Origin of the sequence: Allobosea sp. FBZP-16, from assembly GCF_002831785.1 — a bacterium.
Classification (GTDB): domain Bacteria; phylum Pseudomonadota; class Alphaproteobacteria; order Rhizobiales; family Beijerinckiaceae; genus Allobosea; species Allobosea lupini.
In genome coordinates this window covers 1-22908 of the sequence record NZ_LNCQ01000026.1, presented here as the reverse complement: position 1 = coordinate 22908, position 22908 = coordinate 1, and the positions used below count along the sequence as shown (strand labels likewise).

Annotated in this window: 24 protein-coding genes and 2 pseudogenes; 21 read left to right on the top strand and 5 right to left on the bottom strand. The window is 64.6% G+C overall.

The features are described from left to right. Window positions 1-104: 104 nt before the first annotated feature. The gene (locus CXY91_RS13895) at window positions 105-1475 is read right to left on the bottom strand and encodes an ATP-binding protein (RefSeq protein ID WP_054211082.1); all 1371 of its coding nucleotides are present in this window, start codon (window positions 1473-1475) and stop codon (window positions 105-107) included. Further along, complete coding sequence (locus CXY91_RS13890; protein ID WP_054211083.1) at window positions 1472-2134, bottom strand: response regulator; 663 nt, start codon at window positions 2132-2134, stop codon at window positions 1472-1474. The genes CXY91_RS13895 and CXY91_RS13890 overlap by 4 nt, the downstream gene beginning before the upstream one ends. 97 nt (window positions 2135-2231) lie before the next feature. Here CXY91_RS13890 and dsbD point away from each other — a divergent pair, with 97 nt between their 5' ends. The 11 genes and pseudogenes from dsbD to CXY91_RS13835 all read left to right on the top strand — a co-directional run bounded on the left by dsbD (window position 2232) and on the right by CXY91_RS13835 (window position 12227). Then, on the top strand, window positions 2232-4049 hold the full coding sequence (gene dsbD, locus CXY91_RS13885; protein WP_054211084.1) for a protein-disulfide reductase DsbD: 1818 nt from the start codon (window positions 2232-2234) through the stop codon (window positions 4047-4049). A 50-nt stretch (window positions 4050-4099) separates the two neighbouring features. Continuing rightward, window positions 4100-4729 (top strand): DsbA family protein, encoded by a 630-nt coding sequence (locus CXY91_RS13880; protein ID WP_054211085.1) that lies wholly within the window; start codon window positions 4100-4102, stop codon window positions 4727-4729. After that, window positions 4719-5441 (top strand): L,D-transpeptidase, encoded by a 723-nt coding sequence (locus CXY91_RS13875; protein ID WP_465246860.1) that lies wholly within the window; start codon window positions 4719-4721, stop codon window positions 5439-5441. Before CXY91_RS13880 ends, CXY91_RS13875 begins: the two co-directional genes overlap by 11 nt. A gap of 45 nt (window positions 5442-5486) precedes the next feature. Further along, window positions 5487-6341: a TlpA disulfide reductase family protein gene (locus CXY91_RS13870; RefSeq protein ID WP_082365446.1), complete on the top strand. Its 855-nt coding sequence runs from the start codon at window positions 5487-5489 to the stop codon at window positions 6339-6341. Beyond that, the gene (locus CXY91_RS13865) at window positions 6338-7102 is read left to right on the top strand and encodes a substrate-binding domain-containing protein (RefSeq protein WP_100961995.1); all 765 of its coding nucleotides are present in this window, start codon (window positions 6338-6340) and stop codon (window positions 7100-7102) included. The genes CXY91_RS13870 and CXY91_RS13865 overlap by 4 nt, the downstream gene beginning before the upstream one ends. A 100-nt stretch (window positions 7103-7202) precedes the next feature. Continuing rightward, window positions 7203-8651, top strand: a complete 1449-nt coding sequence (locus CXY91_RS13860; protein ID WP_054211087.1) for a bifunctional metallophosphatase/5'-nucleotidase — start codon at window positions 7203-7205, stop codon at window positions 8649-8651. Window positions 8652-8914: 263 nt separating this feature from the next. Next, window positions 8915-10257: pseudogene (gene blh, locus CXY91_RS13855) on the top strand (bifunctional sulfur transferase/dioxygenase Blh). Between the two features lie 20 nt (window positions 10258-10277). Beyond that, a complete protein-coding gene (bigR, locus tag CXY91_RS13850; protein ID WP_248307487.1) occupies window positions 10278-10586 on the top strand; it encodes a sulfite-sensing transcriptional repressor BigR in 309 nt (102 codons plus the stop codon). Beyond that, window positions 10583-10993 carry a YeeE/YedE family protein gene (locus CXY91_RS13845; RefSeq protein ID WP_054211089.1) on the top strand — a complete coding sequence of 137 codons (411 nt, stop codon included), beginning with the start codon at window positions 10583-10585 and terminating at the stop codon, window positions 10991-10993. Before bigR ends, CXY91_RS13845 begins: the two co-directional genes overlap by 4 nt. Beyond that, on the top strand, window positions 10990-11445 hold the full coding sequence (locus CXY91_RS13840) for a YeeE/YedE family protein (protein ID WP_054211090.1): 456 nt from the start codon (window positions 10990-10992) through the stop codon (window positions 11443-11445). Before CXY91_RS13845 ends, CXY91_RS13840 begins: the two co-directional genes overlap by 4 nt. Beyond that, the gene (locus CXY91_RS13835) at window positions 11442-12227 is read left to right on the top strand and encodes a sulfite exporter TauE/SafE family protein (RefSeq protein WP_054211091.1); all 786 of its coding nucleotides are present in this window, start codon (window positions 11442-11444) and stop codon (window positions 12225-12227) included. The genes CXY91_RS13840 and CXY91_RS13835 overlap by 4 nt, the downstream gene beginning before the upstream one ends. 58 nt (window positions 12228-12285) lie before the next feature. On the opposite strand, the gene CXY91_RS13830 is transcribed toward CXY91_RS13835, so the two are convergent. Further along, window positions 12286-12735, bottom strand: coding sequence for a MerR family transcriptional regulator (locus tag CXY91_RS13830; RefSeq protein WP_100961994.1), 450 nt, complete (start codon window positions 12733-12735; stop codon window positions 12286-12288). 73 nt (window positions 12736-12808) lie between these two features. On the opposite strand from CXY91_RS13830, the gene CXY91_RS13825 reads away from it, so the two are divergent. The 8 genes from CXY91_RS13825 to CXY91_RS13795 all read left to right on the top strand — a co-directional run bounded on the left by CXY91_RS13825 (window position 12809) and on the right by CXY91_RS13795 (window position 20395). After that, a complete protein-coding gene (locus tag CXY91_RS13825; protein WP_197280852.1) occupies window positions 12809-15367 on the top strand; it encodes a heavy metal translocating P-type ATPase in 2559 nt (852 codons plus the stop codon). Window positions 15368-15380: 13 nt separating this feature from the next. Further along, window positions 15381-16010 (top strand): methyltransferase family protein, encoded by a 630-nt coding sequence (locus tag CXY91_RS13820; RefSeq protein ID WP_054211092.1) that lies wholly within the window; start codon window positions 15381-15383, stop codon window positions 16008-16010. Beyond that, on the top strand, window positions 16007-16546 hold the full coding sequence (gene lspA, locus CXY91_RS13815) for a signal peptidase II (RefSeq protein ID WP_248307486.1): 540 nt from the start codon (window positions 16007-16009) through the stop codon (window positions 16544-16546). Before CXY91_RS13820 ends, lspA begins: the two co-directional genes overlap by 4 nt. Next, complete coding sequence (locus tag CXY91_RS13810; RefSeq protein ID WP_054211093.1) at window positions 16543-17097, top strand: copper chaperone PCu(A)C; 555 nt, start codon at window positions 16543-16545, stop codon at window positions 17095-17097. Before lspA ends, CXY91_RS13810 begins: the two co-directional genes overlap by 4 nt. A 188-nt stretch (window positions 17098-17285) precedes the next feature. After that, window positions 17286-18329: a hypothetical protein gene (locus CXY91_RS13805; protein WP_158673401.1), complete on the top strand. Its 1044-nt coding sequence runs from the start codon at window positions 17286-17288 to the stop codon at window positions 18327-18329. A gap of 50 nt (window positions 18330-18379) precedes the next feature. Beyond that, window positions 18380-19300, top strand: a complete 921-nt coding sequence (locus CXY91_RS13800; protein ID WP_100961993.1) for a cation diffusion facilitator family transporter — start codon at window positions 18380-18382, stop codon at window positions 19298-19300. A 136-nt stretch (window positions 19301-19436) separates the two neighbouring features. After that, entirely contained in the window at window positions 19437-19670 is a 234-nt protein-coding gene (locus tag CXY91_RS30175; protein ID WP_156330400.1) for a hypothetical protein, read from the top strand. Between the two features lie 86 nt (window positions 19671-19756). Further along, complete coding sequence (locus tag CXY91_RS13795; protein WP_054211096.1) at window positions 19757-20395, top strand: transglutaminase-like cysteine peptidase; 639 nt, start codon at window positions 19757-19759, stop codon at window positions 20393-20395. Window positions 20396-20419: 24 nt separating this feature from the next. On the opposite strand, the gene CXY91_RS13790 is transcribed toward CXY91_RS13795, so the two are convergent. Beyond that, complete coding sequence (locus CXY91_RS13790; protein WP_100961992.1) at window positions 20420-21055, bottom strand: DsbA family protein; 636 nt, start codon at window positions 21053-21055, stop codon at window positions 20420-20422. 172 nt (window positions 21056-21227) lie between these two features. Between CXY91_RS13790 and CXY91_RS30935 the strand changes: the two are divergent. Then, a pseudogene (locus tag CXY91_RS30935) lies at window positions 21228-21473 on the top strand (hypothetical protein). Between the two features lie 83 nt (window positions 21474-21556). Then, complete coding sequence (locus tag CXY91_RS13780) at window positions 21557-22615, top strand: L,D-transpeptidase family protein (protein ID WP_054211097.1); 1059 nt, start codon at window positions 21557-21559, stop codon at window positions 22613-22615. A 116-nt stretch (window positions 22616-22731) separates the two neighbouring features. Here the strand turns inward: CXY91_RS13780 and CXY91_RS13775 are convergent. Then, window positions 22732-22908, bottom strand: a 177-nt coding sequence (locus CXY91_RS13775; protein WP_199777439.1) for a transcriptional repressor, incomplete at its 5' end; no start/stop codon positions are given.

Sequence of the window (22908 nt, the reverse complement as noted above, 5' to 3'; positions counted from 1 at the left end):
AGGTAAGGTTGGCATTGGCGTCTCAAATGCCATGATAGGCAGCTGCGGGGCGACGCCATCGGTGCAACACCGCTCGCGGCCGTTTTGAATGAGCGACAAGACTTTTATGGCCCTGCCAGAGCGTCTTCTTTGGCGCGACGGGCCTCTTCAAAACTGATCGTAGCGGAGACGCCGCGTCTGCCATCGCGATTTTGCAAGCTGAACCGCGCGCTGAGACGGTTGATAGCGATGGCGACGATCGCGAGCCCGAGCCCTGTGCCCGCGACGGTCTTGTGCCGGCCCCGGAAGAATCTTTGCGTCACGAGCGGAAGCTCGTCATCGGGAATTCCAGGCCCCTCGTCCTCCACGATCACGCCCTGTCCGTCCAGCGATAGGCGCCATGAGACGGTGCCTCCGCCCGGCATATGTTGAAGCGCGTTCTCATGGAGGTTGCGGAGCGCCAATGACAGGATCTCGCGGTTAGCGCGAACTCTGAACGAATGAAGGGCGGGCTCCACGTCGACTTGGATGGCGGTGTTCGATGGTTTTAGGGCCGCGATAATTTCGTCGAGCAGATCGCCGACGATCACCTGTTCGCCGTCTGGCGCGACGCCATGGGCGTCGAGCTTCGCGATCGCGAGCAGCTGCCGCACGAGGCGGGTCGTGCGGTCGACCGAGACGAGGATTTGCCGCAATGCGCCCTCCTTCATGGCCGGGTCGGTTGCAGCGATCGCGATCTGGGCCTGCGTTTTCAGGCCAGCGAGCGGCGTACGCAATTCATGCGCGGCGAAGGCGGTCACATCCCGTTCGTGTCGGCGCGCCAGCTCCACCTTGGCGAATAGCGCGTTTAGCGAGCGAGCGAGTGGCATGACCTCGACTGGGACGTTGCCAACGGCAATCGGACTCATGTCGTCGGCGGCTCTCACCTGCAACTGGTCGGCCATCGCGTTCAGCGGCCGCAAACCTCGACCCAGGCTCACCCAGATGAGCAACCCAAGCAACGGCACAATCAGGAAGGCGGGCGCGATCAAACCCTTGATCAGGTCTGCAACCAACCGCTCACGCAGACCGAGCCGATCGCCGACCATGACCCGAACGCCGGTGGCGACGTTCTCAACGGCGTAAACGCGCCAGGTTTCGCCCTCGACCACGCGATCGGAAAAGCCGCTGGCGTTTTCGGCCAGCCGCGCATCCGGTGCGCCGCTGGAACGGGCGACAAGGCGGCCGTCCAGCGACCAGACCTGGCAGGAGAGCTGGCGTTCATAGCTCGCAGGCTCCGGCGAAAGGCCGGGAACGGCTGCGATCGCGCGGGAGGCGGCGACCTCGCCAGAACCGACCAGCGAGCTCACCATGCGCGCGGCCTCCTGCAGCCGCGTATCGAGCACCTGCTCGACCTCGGCCTTGGCACCGACATAGATCCAGACGACCGCGCTGAGCCAGATAGCCCCGGTTGCGGCGACGAGAATGAGGAAAAGACGCTTTCGCAGCGAAGTCATGCCGATGGCCTCATGCGGTAACCCAGACCGCGCACGGTCTCGATCGCGTCGCGGCCGACCTTGGCGCGCAGGTTGTGAATGTGGACCTCGATCGCGTTGCTCTCGACCTCCTCCTGCCAGCCATAAAGCCGATCCTCGATCTCGGATTTCGAGCGGATCGTGCCCGGGCGCTCCATCAAGGCCGACAGGACCGCGAACTCGCGGCGTGACAGGTTCACCGGCGTCCCGCCGACCGTCGCTGCGAGCTGCGACGGGTCGAGAACGATGCCGCCGGCACTCAGACACGGCTCGGCACGCCCGGTTCCCCGGCGCGCGACCGCGCGCACCCGCGCAGCCAGTTCGTCGAGATCGAAGGGCTTGCCCAGATAGTCGTCGGCGCCGGTGTCGAGACCGGCGATACGATCGGAAACCTCATCCAGCGCGGTCAAGAGCAGGACTGGCGTCCGGTCCTTGCCCGATCGCATCGCCTTGAGGACCGACAGGCCCGATCCATCGGGCAACATCACGTCGAGGACGACGGCGTCATAGGCGGTGGTTTCGAGGGCGGCCCGCGCGTCCGCGCAGGTCTCGGCCAGATCGACGGTCGCTCCAGCAAGTCCGAGGCCGATTTTCAGACCATTGGCGAGGACCGGGTCATCTTCGACGACGAGAATGCGCATGCTGATCTCCTTCGCCCTCGATACTGCAGCCGAGGCTTAAGGCTGGCTTAAGGTTGGTTTCCGACCTGACCGTCCCATCAACCGGTCAGGGGTCTCCATGTCGAGCGCCATTTCCAACAGGATCATCGCGGCTTTTCTCTGGGCCGTTGCCTTGATCCCGGCAGCAAGCGTCGCGCAGACGCCGATTCCGGTCGGGGAGGCCTTTCGCCTCGGCGTGTCCCGCGACGCCGAGAAGGGCCTTCGTCTAGATTGGACTATCAAGCCGGGCTATTACCTGTACCGCGACAAGATCGCCGTCAGAACCGCCGATGGACAGCCCCTGCCGGTGACGACCGACGCCGGCGAACGCAAGGATGACCCGACCTTCGGCCCGACCGAGATCTACCGCGACAAGGCGCAAGCCGGGATTTTACGGGCCGATTTGCCGGGCTCCGCAACGACCGTCGACGTCGTATATCAGGGCTGCGCCGAAAAGGGCATCTGCTACCCGCCCGTGACGAAGACGATCGATCTGGCCACATCGGCCGTTCGGAGATCGGTGGAGGTCGACGCCGGCCGCGGCGCAGCGACCAGTCTTTGGGCGCAGGCGCCAGAAGCGCCGACGCCGGCGGTGAAGCGCGAGGCAGAGACCGGCGGAGCCAATCCAGCGCTGACCGGCGGCCTGGCTGCGATGCTGGCGAGCTTCCTTGGGTTCGGACTGCTGCTGGCCCTCACGCCTTGCGTGTTCCCGATGGTGCCGATCCTGTCGGGCATGCTGGCGCGATCGGGCGGCACGCTGACGGCGCGGCGCGGCTTCTCCTTGTCGTCGTCCTATGTGCTCGCCATGGCGCTCGCCTATGCGGCGCTGGGAGCGGCCGCGGCCTGGTCGGGGCAGAACCTCCAGGCTGCGTTGCAGACCCCTTTGGCGCTGGGCCTGATGAGCCTGATCTTCGTTGGTCTCGCAGCCTCGATGTTCGGCTTCTACGAACTTCAGCTTCCCGCCTCCTGGACGACCCGTCTGACAGGCGCCTCGACAGGGCGCGGAGGCTCGATTGCGGGCGCCGCCTTGCTCGGCTTCGCTTCGGCGCTGATCGTCGGCCCCTGCGTGACGCCGCCGCTGGCAGCCGCGCTGCTCTACGTCGCACAGACCGGCGACCTCGCTCGTGGCGCCGGCGCGCTGTTTTCTCTCGGACTTGGCATGGGGCTGCCGCTGATCGTCTTCGGCACTTTCGGTTCGGGATTGCTGCCCCGTTCGGGACCCTGGCTCGTCAAGGTCAAGCAAGCCTTCGGCTTCGTCTTCATCGGACTGGCAATCTCGATGATCTCGCGTGTTATCCCCGAGACGACCGCGCTGGCGCTCTGGGCGGCCCTAGCCATTGGCACGGCCGTCTTCATCGGGGCGTTCGACCAGATTTCTCAGGCGAGCGGAGGCGTCATCCGAGCCGGAAAGGCGGCCGGTTTCGCCCTTCTGGTTTATGGCGTGGCCTTGCTGATCGGGTTTGCGGGAGGCGCATCCGACCCTCTTCGTCCGCTCGCTTTCATAGGCGGCGCGGCGCAGCAGGCGGCTGCGCTCGACATTCGCTCGGTGACATCTTCGGCCGCCTTCGATGCCGCTGTTGCTGGAGCTCAGGCGGCTGGCCAGCCCGTGCTTGTCGCCTTCTCCGCCGATTGGTGCGTCACCTGCAAAACCAACGAGCGCACACTGTTTCTCGATCCCACCACACAGGCGCGGCTTCAGCGGCTCACGGTGATCAAGGCCGATGTCACGGCCAATGACGGCGACAGCCGGGGCCTGATGGCGCGCTTCGCGGTCGCCGGCCCGCCGACGATGTTTCTCCTCGACGCGAAGTCGGGCCGTGAAATCGGCTCCGACCGAATGATCGGCGCGATCTCTCTCGATGATTTCAACCGCGCCCTCGATCGCGCGGGCGCGTGATCGCGCCGCGCACCGGCACTCGTTTCCACCACGTCTCACAGGAGCCAATCATGAATCGCAGACATTTCCTCCAGCTTACTGCAAGTGTGATCGCGTCAGGGGTGAACGCGCTGGCATTCGCCACGCCCGCTCTCGCGCAAAGCATCGACACCAAGGCCATTCTCAACGATCCCGAAGCGCCAACGGCGGGCAACCCCAAGGGCGACGTCACGATCGTCGCGTTCCTCGACTACAATTGCCCATTCTGCAAGAAGTCGGCTCCTGACCTCGAACGCATCGTCAAGACCGACGGCAAAATCCGCCTTGTCTACAAGGACTGGCCGGTTCTGACCGAAGCCTCGGTCTATGGCGCGCAGCTCGCTCTCGCCGCCAAATACCAGGATCGCTACGAGGTCGCCCACAAGGCCTTGATGGGCATTCCGGGAATGCGCATCGGCAAGGAAGCGATGCTGGCGGCGGTCAAAGCCTCGGGCGTCGATATGCCTCGTCTGCAGGCCGACCTCGACAAGCATGGCGCCGCGATCACGGCATTGCTGAAGCGAAACCTCGCTCAGGCCGACTCGATCGGCATCGATGGCACGCCTGCCTATCTGATCGGCCCGTTCCGCACTTCGACCCAGAATTATGACGGCTTCAAGCAAGTCGTCGCCGACGCGCGGGCCAAGCTCAATGCGCGATAACGCTTCTGACGAAATGCCGATCAACACCTCAAACGAGAATTCGATGACAGTATCTTTGCCCTCGGCTCGTTCGGTCGCCGCGTTCCTCGCACTCGCCCTTTCGGTCGGCGCTTGCACCACCGTCGCGGCGCCACCGCCGCAGGCTGCTGCGCCAGTCGCGATGGTCAGCCCCGCGGAGGCCGAGCGCTATGCCGCCCTGACGAACGAGAAGTTTCACGTTCCTGAAGTCGCGCTGGAAGACCTCCGGCCGCGCAATCTCAGGCAATTGGTCGACTACCAAACGACGCACCAGCCGGGAACCGTCGTCGTCGATCCGCGCAAGCGCTTTCTCTATCTGGTGCAGGAGAACGGAAAGGCCCTGCGCTACGGCGTCGGCGTCGGCAAGGAGGGGCTGGAGTTCCAGGGCACGGCAACCGTCGAACGCAAGGCGCAATGGCCGCGCTGGACGCCGACGACCGACATGATCAAGCGCGAACCGGACCGCTACGCCAAATGGGCCGGCGGTATGGCTGGCGGCGACACCAATCCCCTCGGCGCCCGCGCGCTCTACCTCTTCAAGAACGGCAAGGATACGCTGTACCGGATCCATGGAACCAACGAGCCGAGTACGATTGGCGAGGCCGTTTCGTCCGGCTGTATCCGGATGATGAATCAGGACGTCATCGACCTCTACAATCGGATTCCGGCGGGTTCGAAGGTGGTGGTGCTTTGAACCTCATTCCACGAGACCGCCGACACGGCTGCACGGGCTGATCTGATGACGATCGGACCCCTTGTTCTGTCTCCCGAACGCCTCGCCATGCTGCTGGGCCTACTGGCGTTCATTCTGGTCGCGAGCGTTCAGACCAAGCGCGTCAGCACCTTGTTCAACCTGTGGAGCACGGTCGTGCTGATCGGCAGCGTAGCTGCGGCACGGCTCACCCACGTTGTCTTGAACTGGTCGTTTTTCGAAGACGATCCACTTCGTGCTTTCGCGGTGTGGCAAGGGGGATTTGTTTGGGTCGGCGCTCTGCCCGTTATCATTGTCGCGAGCCTCCTGCTCTTGCGAACCCGCCGCTTGATGGCCTGGGCGATCGTGCCGACCGTGGCTGGCGTTCTCGTGGCAAACGTAGCCTTTCAGCTTGTTGCCGCTGGTGCGCCAATCGGTCCTCCTGCGCTGACGCTAGCGTCGGCCGATGGGGAGCCTATCGATTTGGCCGTCCCTTCCGGACGGATAACCGTGATCAACCTGTGGGCGACCTGGTGCCCCCCGTGTCGGCGCGAGATGCCGGTCCTGGCTGCGGCCGAGGTGGACAATCCGGACGTCCGGTTTCTGTTCGTCAATCAAGGCGAAACCCCGCAGGTCGCACGAGCATATCTCGAGGGCCAGAATCTGCGGCTCAAGCATGTTCTTTTCGACCAGAATTCAGCGTTGCCCCGTCATTACGGAACACCCGGTATTCCCGTGACATTATTCCTGAGCGCCGACGGCCAGTTGTTCAAGGCGCATATCGGGGAAATCTCTCCCGAAGAGATTGATATGCAGATTAAGGCTATAGATTCGAGAATTTTTCAAATTCAGGGTGGCTATATCCACTTGTTGTTCAGGAAATTGAGAGGCGCGGTACAATGAATAAAACTTTTTTCATAGCTATAGTCTTTGCTGGTATTGCAGCGTCATTTTCTGCCCAAGCTGACGCGCTGCGGGTTAAAGGGCCGGGCGGCCCGGCGCCGGCGATGCGGGAAGCGGCAGCCGCATTCGAACAGAAGACGGGCCGTGCTGTCGCGGTCGTCGCCGGTCCTACTCCCCAATGGATCGATAAGGCAAAGCAAGACGCAGACATCGTCTTCAGCGGGTCTGAGACCATGATGACGGATTTCGTCACGGCTATGGACGGTCGCATCGAGGCGTCCCAGGCTGAACCGCTGTACCTGCGCGCCGCCTCCATCCTCGTCCGCCCCGGCAATCCCCTGAAACTTGAGGGCCTCGAGGACCTGTTCAAGCCGGGTCGGCGCATTCTAGTCGTCAACGGAGCCGGGCAAAACGGCCTTTGGGAGGATATGGCTGGACGGACGGGCGATATCGACAAGGTTAGCTCGCTCAGAAAGAACATTGTCGTCTATGCCCGTAACAGCGCCGAAGCGCGTCAGGCCTGGATCGATGATCCGACGCTTGAGGCCTGGATTATCTGGAACATCTGGCAAGTCGCAAACCCGAAGCTTGCCGATGTCGTGCCGGTCGAAGAACCCTACCGCATCTACCGCGATACCGGCGTGGTGATCTCGAAAACAGGTCGTGAGGACAAGGATGCCGAGCGCTTTGTGAGTTTTCTGCGATCAGCGGACGGTGCGGCCATTTTTGCGCGCTGGGGATGGGCCACCAAAGCGCCGTAAGGACGCCGGAGCGCTCAGCCGGCCCGCTTGGCGTGAGTTGCCGAGGCATGATCGATGCGGGCTATCAAGCCTCCCCTGCGAAGAACATGAGGCCAAGCACATGTCAAAAGTTCACGAGTTGACGATCTTTCAGATCAACGACACGCACGGCTACCTCGAAGCCCATCCCGAGTTGGTCTGGGCCGGGAGCGACGCCGCATATCCGCGCATTGGGGGCTACGCACGCATCGCATCGCTCTTCAAACAAGCGAGGCTGGGTAACCCTGACGGCGTGCTTGCGCTCGACAATGGCGACACCATGCATGGCACTTACCCTGCCATGGTGAGCAAGGGCGAAGCGCTTGTTCCATTGCTGAACGCCTTGAAACTCGACGCCATGACGGCTCATTGGGAGTTCGCCTGGGGGCCGGACCATTTTCGTGAGCTCGTTACCCGTCTCAACCATCCTATGCTGGCGATCAATTGCTATGACCAAATAACCGGCGCCAGGCCATTTCCCGCATCGACGGTCGTGGAACGGGCTGGGCTACGGATCGGGATTATCGGCATCGCCGCATCGATCATCGACAAGAGCATGCCGCCGCATTTCAGCGAGGGCCTGCGCTTTACGCTCGGGCTCGAAGAACTGCCAGCTGAGATCGAGCGGCTGCGTCAGACCGAGGCCGCCGATCTAATCATCGTGCTGTCGCATCTTGGCTTTCCTCAGGATGTGAAGCTCGCGGACGTCGTCTCGGGCATCGACGTCATCGTGAGCGGACACACGCATAATCGGCTGAAGCACCCCGTTAAGGTCGGGCGCACAACGATAATTCAGTCCGGTTGTCATGGCGCATTCGTCGGCCGGCTGGATCTTCGGATCGCTGAGGGCAAAATCGTCGATACGCGTCATGAGCTCATCACCGTAGACGCGTCGATCACGCCAGACGATGCCATGACTCGTATGGTCGATGACGTGATGCGGCCTCATCGTACGATGCTGAACGAGGTCGTCGGCCGGACTTCGATCGGGCTTCACCGGGATACCGTGCTATCTGCTCCCATGGACGATTTGTTGCTGGCTGCCGTCGCGCTGGCCGGCGGCACCAGGATCGCCTTCTCGAATGGTTGGCGCTACGGCGCGCCGATTCCGCCAGGGCCAGTGACGGTCAATGACCTTTGGAACATCATTCCTCCCAACCCGCCAATCTCAACCGTCGATCTGACGGGCTTCGATATCTGGGAGCTGATGGAGGACAACGTACAGCGCACCTTCGCCAGTGATCCTTTCGAGCAGATGGGCGGCTATCTCAAACGGTTCTGCGGCATGACCATCTATGGAAAGCTGGAAAACCCACCGGGCGAGCGGATCGAACACATCTTTGTCGGGGACGCGCCGATCGACCTGTCCAAAATTTACGGCGTCTCATTCGTAACCTCGCAGGGCGTGCCGCAAAAATTCGGAACAAACAGGTTCGACCTGCAGATCAAGGCAATCGATGCCCTGAAAACATACTTCCAGTCAGGCAAGGACATCGATCCAGAGACATTAGGCCGATTTGTCGCGGTTTGATGCCGGGGCAATGAAGCATCAAGTCGGAGCTGCGCGGCGATCGGCTTCAGCCAGCTCGGCACCATCGATCGTATCCCTCTGGGGGGACGGATAGGTTGGTCAGGGAGCGACCATTAATGGCGCCCCCCACCCGAGCATACCCAATTGCCGTCATCGGTCGGCCAATGGGATCGCGCTACGCCGAACGAAAGTCGGGAGAGCGTCTTGAATCTAGACATTATACATATTACTTAATTATATAACGTCTACCGTAAGGAGCACTCATGAATCCGACCAACGTCAACGACAAGCTGTCGATCGCCGGCCAGCCATCGCCCGCTGATTTTGCTGGAATTGCCGCGGCCGGTTTTGCCGCTGTGATCAATAGCCGCCCCGACGGCGAGGAGGACGGGCAGCCCGGGTCAGCTGCGGAGGCCTCCTCGGCTCAACAGGCCGGGCTCGCCTATGCTCATGTTCCGGTCACGTTGAAGGATATCAGGGAAAGCGATGTGCGCGCATTCCAAGCTGCGCTCTCCTCGGCGGAAGGTCCGGTGCTCGCACATTGCAAGAGCGGCGCCCGTGCGCTGACCCTGTTCGTTCTCGGTGAAGTCCTGGACGGTCGCATGCGGGCCGGTGATGTGCGGGCGTTCGGCGAAGCGCATGGGCACAATCTCGCAGCGGCTGACGCCTGGCTGGCGGTTCGAGGAGCCCAGTCATGAGCACCGTCACTGCACCCACCTCGGCGAGGCCGAACGTAAAAGGCTTCTACGACCCCCGGACCTTCAGCATCCAATACGTCGTTTCGGACCCTGCCACGAAGACCTGCGCCGTCATCGATCCGGTGCTGGATTTCGACGAGAGGTCGGGCTCGACGGCCACGACCAGCGCCGACGCCATCCTCACCTATGTCCGCGAGAAGGGGCTGACGGTCGCGTGGATCCTGGATACCCATCCCCATGCCGACCATTTCTCCGCGGCGCAGTACCTGAAGGAAAAGACTGGGGCCCCGACCGCGATCGGCGAGCAGGTCGTCGCTGTGCAGCGGCTGTGGAAGGGCTTGTATAACTGGCCGAAGTTCCCGGCCGACGGTTCGCAATGGGACAAGCTGTTTGCACATGGCGAACGCTTCAAGCTCGGCACGCTGGACGTCTCCGTGCTGTTCTCGCCCGGACATACGCTCGCTTCGATCACCTATGTCATCGGCGACGCCGCCTTCGTACACGACACGCTGTTCATGCCCGACGGCGGAACCGCGCGTGCTGACTTTCCCGGCGGCAGCGCGAAGGCTCTCTGGGCCTCGATCCAGGCGATCCTGGCACTGCCAGACGACACGCGCCTGTTCACCGGTCACGACTACCAACCCGGCGGGCGCGAGCCGCGCTGGGAGAGCACTGTGGCGCAGCAGAAGCAGGCGAACGCGCATGTCGTCGGCCTCGACGAGGCGGCTTTCGCCGCGATGCGCGAAGCACGCGACAAGACGCTGTCGATGCCCAAACTGATGCTGCAGGCGCTGCAGGTGAACATTCGTGGCGGACGCCTGCCCGAACCTGAGTCGAACGGCCGGCGCTATCTCAAGGTTCCGCTCGACGCCTTGGCGGGCGCGGTCTGGGCCGAGGAACCAGCATGACGACGCCATCACGACCATCGATGACCCGTGCGGAACTCTCCGGCCGGGCGACGGAGGTTGCGAGCCTGTTGAAGACGCTCGCCAACCGCAACCGGCTGATGATCGTCTGCACCCTCGTCGAGCGGGAGTATGCCGTCAGCCAGCTCGAGAACGAGCTGGGCATCCAGCAGCCGACGCTCTCCCAGCAGCTCACCGTGCTGCGCGAGGCCGGGATCGTCGAGACAAGGCGCGAGTCCAAGCAGATCTTCTACCGGCTGAGCGAGCAGAAAGCCGCCCAGCTCGTCGAGGCTCTTCACGCCATCTTCTGTGCCGAGGAATCTGGATCATGACCTCCTACTGGCCATCCCTCATCGGTGGCATGCTGATCGGCCTCTCGGCCGCGATGCTGCTGCTGCTCAATGGCCGCGTTGCCGGGATCAGCGGCATTCTCGGCCGGCTGGCACAAGGCGCACAGGTCGAGACCAACGCCGCCTTCGCCATAGGGTTGATCTCCGGGCCACTGCTATATCGGGTCGGCGCCGGCCAGTGGCCGCCTGTGACGATCACAGCTTCGCTGCCCGTCATCGCGCTGGCAGGCCTGCTGGTCGGCTTTGGTACGCGCATGGGCTCGGGCTGCACGAGCGGTCATGGCGTGGTCGGCCTGGCGCGTCTGTCGCCGCGTTCAGTCGCCGCCGTTGTCACCTTCCTTCTGGCAGGCGTCGCTACCGTCACCTTGATGAGGCTCGTCGCGCCATGAACCGTCATGCACAAATCCTGACCGCGCTGGCATCCGGCGCCATCTTCGGCATTGGCCTGTCGCTGTCGGGCATGCTCGACCCCGTCCGCGTGCGCGGCTTCCTCCATGTCGCCGGCGATTGGGACCCCAGTCTCGCCTTCGTGCTCGGCGGCGCGGTTGCGGTCGTGATGTCGGGGATATTTGTGCGACGTCGGTTGCAAAACCCGGCCTTCGGCGACGCATTCCACCTGCCGGCCACCATGCCGATCGACACTCGCCTGATCACGGGTTCCGCCATCTTCGGGATCGGCTGGGGATTGGCCGGACTCTGCCCCGGCCCTGCGCTAGCTGCTTTGTCGCTGGGCCTCGCTCCAGTCGCGCTGTTCGTCGTGGCCATGCTCGTCGGCATGACGATCCATGATCGCTTGATCGCAGGCCGGACCAATACACCCGCGCTCCGGAGGGCGCCATGACGGAGCAGGTTCTCATCGCAGTCGGTTCGGGCGGCCTGGTCGGCTTCGCGCTAGGCCTTGTCGGCGGCGGGGGTTCCATCCTTGCGACGCCGCTGCTGCTCTATGCTGTCGGCATCGCGCAGCCCCACATCGCAATCGGAACCGGCGCGCTTGCCGTCTCGGTCAATGCCTATGCCAATCTGATCGGGCACGCCCGCAGGGGCCATGTGCGTTGGACCTGCGCGATCGTCTTCGCGCTGGTGGGCTCGGTTGGCGCGCTCATCGGCTCGACACTGGGCAAGGCCATGGACGGGCAGCGCCTGCTGTTTCTGTTCGGCCTGCTGATGCTTGTTGTCGGCGTCCTGATGTTGCGACCGCGCAAGAATGCCACCACCGTGCCCAAACCTGTCGATCTGCGTATGTGCCTGCTCACGGGTTCAGTGGCGATCATCGCCGGCGGTGCATCGGGGTTCTTCGGTATCGGCGGCGGGTTCCTGATCGTCCCCGGCCTGATCTTGGCGACCGGCATGAGATCCATCGACGCCGTTGGGTCCTCACTGCTCGCAGTCGGTACCTTTGGGCTTGCGACGGCGCTCAACTATGCAGTGTCAGGCATGATCGATTGGACGATCGCGGCCCAGTTCATCGGCGGAGGGGTTCTAGGCGGCGTGTTGGGCATGATGCTCGCAACGCGGCTGTCGGGACAAAAGGATATGCTCAATCGCGTCTTCGCGGCGCTCATCTTCATTGTCGCTGCTTATGTACTCTATCGAAGCGCCGATGCCTTTTGGCAGGGGTCTTAGAAACGGGCGGTCGTTTTGCCTTCATGTTTGCCACTGGCCCTAAGCAGCTCCCATGGCGTCAATGGGCGTGGTTGCGACATTGGCCATGATCGGCCAAAGCCTCAATGATCTTGCAGTCGCACGCTGTCACACCACCTGAGCAGGTCGCGGCGATCCGCTCCAGTTCCTTCTCCAGCGAACGCAGCCGGGCGATCTTGTGGCGCACGTCGTCGAGATGGGCGACGGAAATCGCATGAGCCTCGTCGCAGGCCATGCCGGGATTGTCAGACAGTCTGAGCAGCGCACGAATGCCATCGACGGGAAAACCGAGGTCGCGGGCATGCTTGATGAAGGCCAGGCGTTCGACATGGACCCGGCCAAAGCGACGCTGGTTGCCCTCAGAGCGTTCGGGCTGCGGCAGCAGCCCAACCTGCTCGTAATAACGGATGGTCTCGACCTTCACGCCTGTCCGGTCCGAGAGCGAACCGATCGGCATGGCGCGCGCGATGTTTTTCTCAGCCATCCGCATTTTCCCTCTTGAAGCTGAAGTGGCTAGAGGTCGTATCTGGGGTGTCTCATAGCGCCTGCAAGCGGAGACGACCATGACAGCGACCTCGGACACCCGGCTCCAGACCTTGAGCTGGAAGGTAGGTGGCATGGATTGCGCGGGCTGCGCGGCGACGATCCGCGGCGCTGTCGAGCGTCTGCCCGGGGTGAGCGAAGTGAAGCTGTCGGTCGTCGCAGAAACCCTGACGCTGGCGCTCGACGAGCGCCAGACCCGACGCGAGGCGATCGAGAAGCGCATCTCCAGCCTCGGATACACGACGGCGATGATGGCCACGAAAACCACGCCAGCCCCGGAGCCGGCGGCGTGCGGCTGCTGCAATGCTCAAGGGCAGGCCGAGGCGGCGACGGCGACGACGAGCGCACCCGCGCCTGCGCCCCTGAGCTGGAAGATCGGCGGCATGGACTGCCCAAGCTGCGCGGCGACGATCCGCGGCGCGGTCGAACGCATGCCCGGCGTGAGCGAGGTCAAGCTTTCGATGATGTCGGAAACACTGACGCTGGCGCTCGACGAGAGCCAGACCAAGCAGGACGCCATCGAGAAGAAGGTCACCAGCCTCGGGTTCACCGCTGCGGCGATCGCGTCGAAGACGCATACCCGTGATCAGGCGGGGCATGACCACGATGGCCACGAGTCCAAACCCACGACAGCGGAAGGCGCCGGCAAGCACCCCATCGATGCCGGCCACGGCCTACCGGGCCACGTTCATAAAGCGACGCCCGACGGCGTATCCTGGTACCATTCCAACAAGGGCCGACTGGTCCTGACGACGGGCGTGCTGCTGGGCGGGGCGTGGGCGTCCAGCCTCGTCTGGCCGGCGATCGCGCATTGGGCCTTCATCGCGGCCTGCGTGATCGGCATCGTCCCGGTGGCGCGCAAGGCCTATGCGGCCGCCAGCGCCGGGATGCCCTTCACCATCGAGATGCTGATGACCATCGCCGCCACCGGCGCGCTCTTCATCGGCGCAGCCGAGGAGGCCGCACTCGTCGTCTTCCTATTCGCGGTCGGCGAGGTGCTGGAGGGCGTCGCGGCAGACAGGGCTCGGGCCTCGATCCGCGCGCTCAAGGACCTCGTGCCAAAGACGGCGATCGTCGAGGAGAACGGCGAAACCCGCACGATCGACGCGGCCGCCCTCACGATCGGCCAGACGGTGCTGGTGCGCCCCGGCGACCGCATTCCTGCCGACGGCGAGATCACCGACGGCGTCTCCGGCATCGACGAGAGCCCGGTGACGGGCGAATCCGTGCCGAAGACCAAGGGCGTCGGCGAACCGGTCTTCGCCGGCTCGGTCAACAGCGAGGCCGCGCTGCGGGTGCGCGTCACCAAGGCAGCGGAGGACAACACGATCTCCCGCATCATTCGGCTGGTCGAGGAGGCGCAGGAGGCGCGCGCCCCGACCGAGCGCTTCATCGACCGCTTCTCGCGCATCTACATGCCGGCGATCGTGGCACTGGCGGTGCTGGTGGCCATCGTGCCGCCGCTGATGCTCGGCGGCGAATGGTCGGTCTGGATCTATCGGGCGCTGGCGCTGCTGCTGATCGGCTGTCCCTGCGCGCTGGTGATCTCGGTGCCGGCGTCGATCGCGGCTTCGCTCTCGACAGGCGCACGTCAGGGCCTCTTGATGAAGGGCGGTGTCGTCATCGAGGCCGCCGCGAAGACCGGCATCGTCGCCTTCGACAAGACCGGCACGCTGACGCAGGGACGCCCGCGCGTGACCGAGGTCGTCGCGTTGGGACGGAGCGAGCGGGAGGTTATTGAGCTCGCGGCCTCGGTCGAGACCGGGTCGAGCCACCCGCTGGCGCTGGCGATCATCGAGCGCGCCAAGGCGCATGCGATCCCGATGCGCAACGCGACGGAGGCCAAGGCGATCCCCGGACAGGGCGTGACCGGCACGCTCGACGAAACCGCGATCTTCGTCGGCGCGCCGCGCCACGCGCTCTCGCGGGTCAGCTTCGATGACCAGGCGAAAGCCGCCGTGGAACACTTGGAGACCGCGGGCAAGACCGTCGCCGCCGTTCTTGCCGACGGCGTGCTCATCGGATTGATCGCCATGCGCGACGAGCCGCGCGAGGACGCGGCCGCCGGCATCGCCGAGCTGAAGGCGATGGGAATCCGCTCGCTGATGCTGACCGGCGACAATGCCCGCACGGGCGCGGCCATCGCCGGCTCGCTCGGGATGGAACACAAAGCCGAATTGATGCCGGAGGACAAGGTCGCGGCCATCAAGGCGCTGTCGGCCAAGGCCTCGGTCATGATGATCGGCGACGGCATCAACGATGCGCCGGCGCTGGCCGCCGCCGGCATCGGCGTGGCGATGGGGTCGGGCACCGACGTCGCGCTCGAGACCGCCGACGCCGCGATCCTGAAGAGCCGCGTCCGCGACGTGCCCGCCATGATCCGCCTGGCGCGCGCGACGATGGGCAACATCCGCGTCAACATCGCCATCGCGCTCGGGCTGAAGGCTGTATTCCTCGTGACGACCGTGTTCGGCTACACCGGCCTCTGGGTTGCGATCCTGGCCGACACCGGCGCGACCGTGATCGTGACGGCCAACGCCCTGCGGCTGCTGCGCTTCAACGCCGGCCGAGCGGCCTGACGGGCAGCGCGCCATGTCGGGCATGGAAATCGCCAGCTACCTGATGACGGTCGTCTACGTCATCAGCTTCCTCGCCATGTCGGCCATCCTCGCGAAAGAGGCGGGGCGGCCGATCTGGCTCTTCGACAAGGGGCGCGAAAAACAGGCGCTGCCCGCCACGCTGTTCCGCCTCGCTTTCGCCGGCGCGGTAATCTGGCCGCTCGTGCTGGCGCTGGTCGGCAACCCGGTCGAGGCGGATCCCCTCTCTGAGGCCCTGGACGGGCCCTGGCTCGATGTGCTCGGGCATCTTCTCGTCGTGGTCGGGGCCTGCGTCGCGATCCTGTCCCAACGCCATATGGGCTTGTCCTGGCGGATCGGCGCGGCTGAGGGCGAACTGGGGCCGATCGTCGACGACGGCCCCTTCGCGATCTCGCGCAACCCGGTCTTCGTCGGACAGGCCCTGCTGTTCGTGGGCCTTTTCATCGTGCTGCCCAGCCTGATCCAGGCGGGCCTGACGCTCGTGCTCCTGATCGCCATCATCCTCCAGGTCCGCATTGAGGAGCGCGTCCTCTCGCAGACCCTCGGCGAGCCTTATCGCGACTACCGGCAGCGCGTCCGGCGCTGGCTCGGAACGCGCCGCCGCGCGGGGAACACAACGCCATGACGATGCAAAAGCGGCTCGGAGACGTCCTGGGCTGGGCGGTCGCGGCCGCGGCGCTGGATCAGCTCTCGAAATGGCTGATCCTGACCTATGTCATGGAGCCGCCGCGCGTGATCGAGATCGCGCCATTCCTCAACCTGCGTCTGGGCTTTAACTACGGCGTCAGCTTCGGGATCGGCCGCGACACGCTGGAGGCATGGCCGGGTCTTCTGGCCGCATTCAAGGTCGCCGTCGCGCTCGGCCTGATGGTCTGGGCCGTCAGGAGCCCGATCCGGGCGGAACGCATCGGTCTTGCGCTGGTCGCCGGCGGCGCGCTCGGCAATGCGAAGGACCGCTGGAGTCAGGGCGCCGTGACGGACTTCATCGACCTGCACTGGGGCGGCTGGCACTGGCCGACCTTCAACGGTGCCGACATCGCCATCTCAGCCGGCGTCGGCCTGATGCTGCTGGCCGCTTTGGCCGATTATCGGCGTGGCCGATCGGGCGCGGGTCTGGCGGAGACGAAGGCCGCTCAAAGCGAGTCGGGGGAGCGGACGTGAAGCGGATCAGGCGATGGCTTGCGACCGCGGCTTCCGCCGACATCAAGCCATTCGCACTGCTCTCGCGGGCTGCCGTCTGGCGCCTCGGTGGGCTTGTCGTGCTGGTCGGCGCAGGGCTGCTCGCCATGGGCCAGATCCATCCCGAGCCGGTGGCGCAGCGCGGCGGCGTCGCCGTGATCCATCCATGGGCGAAGGGGTCGGCCCTCAAGGGCGACCAGTTCCCGTTCTACGCGACCTTCAGCAACAGCGGCGCCCATCCCGATCGGCTGCTCAAGATCGAGACCGCCGCCGCCCATCACGCCATCCTGAAGGCGCTGGACACCAAGACCGGACTCGTTCGTCCCATCGAACTCGACGAGCTTGCCGTTCCAGGCAACGGCAGGGTGTCGCTGAGGCCGGGAACGCATCAGATCACGCTGATCGGCCTCAACGCCAAGGTCGAGCCCGGCGGCTCCATCCCGGTGACGTTCGTCGTCGAGCGCGCCGGCCGCCTCCCGGCCCATATCCGCGTCGAGAATCTCGGCGAACCGGAGCACAAGGACCATGGTTGAGAGCGATGACATCGACCGTCTTACCCTTTCCAGGGGAAGGCTGCGATCGGCGCGATCGACGGACCATTCGATTGATCTGAACAGGCGCGCAAGCGCCCGATACCGCTCTCCTGTTCGAGAGAACCGGAAGCTGAGAGCGGAGCCAGCAGGAGAACGACGCGGTGAATGAGCCCTTCCTCCTGTCGATCATGGCGACAGGCTTCGTCGTCGCCTTCGCCCACGCGGCGATCCCGACCCACTGGCTGCCATTCGTCATGGCCGGGCGCGGGCAGCGCTGGAGCAAGGGCAAGACTCTGATGGTGGTGGCGCTCTGCGGCGCGGGCCACGTCCTGTTCACCACCATGCTCGGCGTCCTGGTGGTCTGGCTCGGCATCGAGACGAGCAAGTGGACCGGCACTGTCTTTCCTTGGATCGCCGGCGGCGCACTGATCCTGTTCGGACTCTACTACCTTGTCCGGCAGGCGCGCGGCGAGGGCCACGGCCACAGTCATTTCGGCTCAGGCGGTCATAGCCATGGCGGTCATGGCGGCCACAGCCACGGTCATTCGCATGCCCAAGGCCCGAACCAGCATACGCACGGCCACGAGGACGAGACCAAGCGGATCGATACGGGCCATGGCATGCTGCTGCTCGAGGTCTTCGAGGACGGCGTCCCACCCCGGTTCCGCCTGCGGGCCGAGGCGGGCGCGGACCTGCCCGGCGTCGAGGCGGTTTCGCTCGAAACCCTGCGCCCCGACGGAGCGCGGCAATCCTTCTCGTTCGTCGCCAGGGACGGCTTCCTCGAATCCCGCGAGGAGATTCCGGAGCCGCATGAGTTCGACGCCACCTTCAGCCTTGCGCACGGCTCCCATGCCCATCGCCATGCGCTGAGTTACAAGGAGCACGCGCATGCGCACGCGGCTCCGGCCGCCAATGCGGCGCGCGGCGTCACGGGCGCGGCGCCGAAATCCGACCGCGCGGTCATCGTCAGCCTGTTCACGCTCCTGACCTTTTCGCCCTGCGAAGGCTTCCTGCCGGTTTACCTGTCGGGGATCTCGTATGGCTGGCCCGGATTCCTCCTCTTGAGCGCGGTCCTTTCGGTCGCCACCATATCCGGAATGGTCATTTTCACCTGGCTGACGATGTCGGGGATCGAGCGTCTTCGGCTTGAGTTTCTGGAACGCTACGAGAGCGGCATTCTCGGCTCGCTGCTCATGTTTCTCGGTGTCGGGATCATCTTTCTGGGCTTCTAGCCACGCGCCAACGGCCTCGACGGCAACGCGCCGCGACACGGAGCAAGATCATGGGTTCGGGACATTCCCATACGGGCGCGGCGCCGGCGGGCACGGCGGCCGGCAGGCACAAGAGCCGGCTCGCGATGGCGCTCGGCCTGACGACCGCATTCATGGTCGCGGAGGTCGTCGGCGGGCTGTGGACCGGCAGCCTGGCGCTGCTGGCGGACGCGGCCCACATGCTCACGGACGCCGGCGGCCTCGCTCTGGCGCTGATCGCGATCCGCTTCGCCGAAAGGCCCGCAACGCCGGAGAAGACCTATGGCTACGTCCGCGCGGAAGTCCTCTCGGCGCTGACCAACGCCGTCGTTCTCCTCGTGCTGACGGTCTACATCCTCTACGAGGCCTATCGGCGCTTCCAGAACCCGCCCGAGATCATCGGCGGCCCGATGCTGGCGGTCGCGGTCGTCGGACTCGGCGTCAACCTCATCAGCATGAAGCTCCTTTCTGGCGGATCGTCCGAAAGCCTCAACGTCAAGGGCGCCTATTTCGAGGTTCTGAGCGACATGCTGGGCTCGCTCGGCGTCATCGTGGCAGCCATCGTCGTCCTCCTGACCGGCTGGACGATCGTGGATCCGATCGTCGGCGCCGGCATCGGCCTGTTCATCGTGCCGCGGACCTGGAGCCTGCTCAAGCAGGCCGTCCATATCCTGCTCGAGGGCACGCCGCCCGAGGTCGACATGGCGCTGCTGAAGGCCAAGCTGTCGGATATCCCCGGCGTGGTGGCGGTCGACGACCTGCATGTCTGGACACTCACCTCGGGGCTGGACGCGATGAGCTGCCATCTCGTCGTCGACGACATGACGAAGTCGGCGGCCATCCTCACGGCCGCGAGCGCGGCCATGCGCTCGGAGTTCGGGCTGACCCACACGACGATCCAGATCGAGGACGAAGCGATCAGAGGCGCCCCAGGCCACGTCACCCGCCTGTAGACGATCGGCGCCGCAGCGAGGCGGGCTTGGGAGCGCGAGGGAAGAACGGCTTTTTGGGAAGCGCGCCCGCTTGGGACTGTCAAGGTCGAGACGGTGACGATGAAACGCCTTGAGAGTGCGCCTTTGGGTCTGTCTGGTGGCGTCGATCTTCCGTCTCGCGCATGCGCACGAAGGTAACCGCGTAGAACAAGACAGCCAGTGCGATCAGGGCCGCAGCCAGAGCGCCGTTGCGCGACTTCATGATGCCAGACCGAACGGCATCGGCGCGGCGGCGAGCGGAGTACAAGATCCTTTGAGTAGAGAGAAACGTGGCATCCCGGAAGCCTTTCTTAAGGTTGATAGCGCCGCAAGAAATATCAATAAAATCTGAATCTTAGCCTTACAGTTTAGCCGTCTGATTTCGCGTCAATTCAACGCGTCTTCGCTAGAAACGCTCTCAACGAAAAGGGGAGCGTCATGAACAAAGTTCAGAGCATCTTCGCAGCGATAGTTTTCGGCATCGCGATGTCCGGCGTAGTCACGCAGGCCCTCGCGGCCGGCTACACCGACCTCGCCCACCTCCATGCCGGCCAGCCCTCGCGGACGCCGATCGGCTGGCAGCAGTTCTGCGTGGACAATCCCACTGACTGCCGGACCCCGCGCTCGGCGGCAACCGTCATGCGCCTCGACGACAGGTCCTGGAGCGAACTCCTGACAGTCAACCTGAAGTTCAACAAGGCGATCGAGCCGGTCACCGACCAGGACCAGTTCGGCGTCATCGAGAACTGGGACTACGCCAAAACCGGCAAGGGCGACTGCGAGGACTACGTCCTCGAGAAGCGGCGCGAACTCGTGAAGCGCGGCTGGCCCCTCTCGGCGCTGCTCATCACCGTGGTGATCGACAAGGAAGGCGGCGGCCACGCCGTGCTGACGGTCGTCACGGACCGGGGCGAGTTCGTCCTCGACAACCAGACCGACAAGGTTCTGCCCTGGTCGAAATCCGGCCTGACCTTCATCCGGCGGCAGTCGCCGGAGAACCAGAACGTCTGGCAGGATCTCGGCCGCTTCCTCGGCCGGCCCGACGTCGTCACCGCCGCGATCAAGGGCTCGCGCTAGCATCGCCGACTGGGGCCGGCGCGCTCAGCGCCCGGCCAGCAGCGGCGTGAGGATCTTGTCGAACTCCTCGATCGTCAGCGCGCCGACCTTTTTCTCGCCGTTGATGAAGAAGGTCGGCGTCGAGTTGACGCCGAACTCCTTGGAGCCGCGCTCCTGGACCTGTTTGACGCCCGTGAAGAGGTCTTCGCGCCGCAGGCAGGCTTCGACCGTCTCCTGCGTGAAGCCGGCCTGCTTCATCGTCTGCGTCAGGGCGTCGAGCGGCTTGGGCGAATGCGCCCAGCCCTCCTGCGTGTTGTAGAGCATGTCGACGATCGGATACCATTTCGCATCGTCCGAGCAGCGCGCCAGCATGAATCCCGCCGTCGCGAGCGGATCTAGCGGGAACTCGCGGGCGATGAAGCGGACCTTGCCGGTATCGACGTACTTCGCCTTGAACGCCGGCCAGGTCTTGATGTGAAAATTCATGCAGTGATGGCAGGTGAGCGAGGCGTACTCGATCACGGTAACCTGCGCGTCGGCGACGCCGAAGACCTTCTCGGGAAGCGGGCCGGGCTCCAGCAGCTTCGCAGCAAGGACGGTCTGGGCGGTCGCCGATCGGCCGCCTAAACCAACGGCGACGAGCCCGACCGTGAGCCGAAGCAGCGAGCGACGTGCGAACATGGAATCCTCCCTTCGGAACACTGATCGCACCCGAAGCCACTTCAGGTTCAATGCCTCCGGCGGCATTCCGTCTTCAATGTGATGCGACAGGCGGTCGCAGTGCTGGATCTGCGCCGATGGACGGAATTGGGTATGACGGCGTTCGATCGCCGCAACCGCACATGATCGCCTGATGGACGTTCTTACCCTTTTCGGCCTCGTCGCCGTGACGCTCATGCTTGTCACCTACGCCTTCGAGGAGCGCAGTCCCTGATTCGTCCTGGGCTTCGCCGTCGCCTGCGCGCTCGGCTCGGTCTACGGCTTCCTGCAGGGCGCCTGGCCCTTCGGCGTCGTCGAGGCGATCTGGTCGGTCGTCGCGCTGCGGCGCTGGTGGACCAAGCGTGCGAGCGTCGGGCGAACGCCGACGATTACCCCTTGAACCTCAAGTGGCATCAGGTTGTAGAGAGTCGTTAACCGTCCTTTTTGACGCTTTGTCAGCTTCGTTCGCGCAAAAATTCTCGCATGCTCTCACAGATCCGCTTCTCGACCCTGCGTCTTGCCCTCGGGCTCATGCTGGGAGCGTTGGTCCTCTCGGGCTGCGTCACCGGCGACGGAGACACACGTCATCTCCAGCCGCTGCCTGCCCGGCTTGTCTCGGACATGTCGGCCAAGGGCATGAGCCAAAGCGATCCCATCCTCGTGCGCATCTTCAAGAAGGAAAGCGAGCTCGAGGTCTGGAAGCGCGATCGCAGCGGCCAGTACGCCCTGCTCAAAACCTATCCGATGTGCCGCTGGTCGGGCCAGCTTGGCCCCAAAAAGCGTGAGGGCGACCGGCAGGCGCCGGAAGGCTTCTACAGCGTCACCGCCGACCTGATGAACCCGCGCTCGCAATTCTACCTGTCGTTCAATCTCGGCTACCCCAACCCGCTGGAGAAGTCGCAAGGCGCTACAGGCTCGGCGCTGATGGTCCACGGCGCCTGCACCTCGGCCGGCTGTTTCGCCATGACCGACGAGGGCGTCACCGAGATCTACGGTCTGGCGCGCGAGGCCTTCGCCGGCGGGCAGCGCAGCTTCCAGGTCCAGGCGCTGCCCTTTCGCATGACGCCGGAGAACATGGCGCGGCATCGCAACAGCCCTCACATCGCCTTCTGGCGGAACCTGAAGGAGGGCGCGGATCATTTCGAGGCGACGAAGCAGCCGCCCAAGCTCGCGGCCTGCGGTCGCCGCTACGTCTTCAATGCCAGGGAGGGCTCGGGACCGTTCGCGCCGGCCGAGGCCTGTCCGCCCTACGAGATCGACCCGGACGTGCAGCCCCTGGTGTCGCAGCGCCAAGCGCGTGACGAGGCCCGCTTCGCCGAACTGATCGGCAGCGGAACACCGGCGATGAGCTACGCCCATCTGGACGGCGGCATGCACCAGAGCTTCCGCACGATGCTCAAGAGCCTTGGGCCCGAGCGCATGCAACCCATGGTCGCCGGCAAGGTCGAGATCAGTCGTCCGGATGCGGCGCTCGCCGATCCGTTCGGCGGAGACGACGCGCCCGGCCGAACCGATACGACCGGCTCCCTCGCACCACGGTGAGCACTGCCCCGGTCGCGTTAGGCCAGGCCAACGCCAGCCTTCGCGTTGCGGAGCGGGATCGGAGCTGACGGGCCGAGCGATGCAGCGGCTGGAGGCCGCCTGTGATTGGGCTTGCCTCATGGCTTCCGGGTGCGGCGCGCCTTCCTGGCGAGCGGGCGGCCATAGAGGACGAGGCGATGAGCGGTCAGCTCGAAGCCTAACTCCCTCGCCACCAGCGCCTGCAGCCGCTCGATCTCGTCGGACCTGAACTCGATGACCGCGCCGCTCTCGATGTCGATCAGATGGTCGTGATG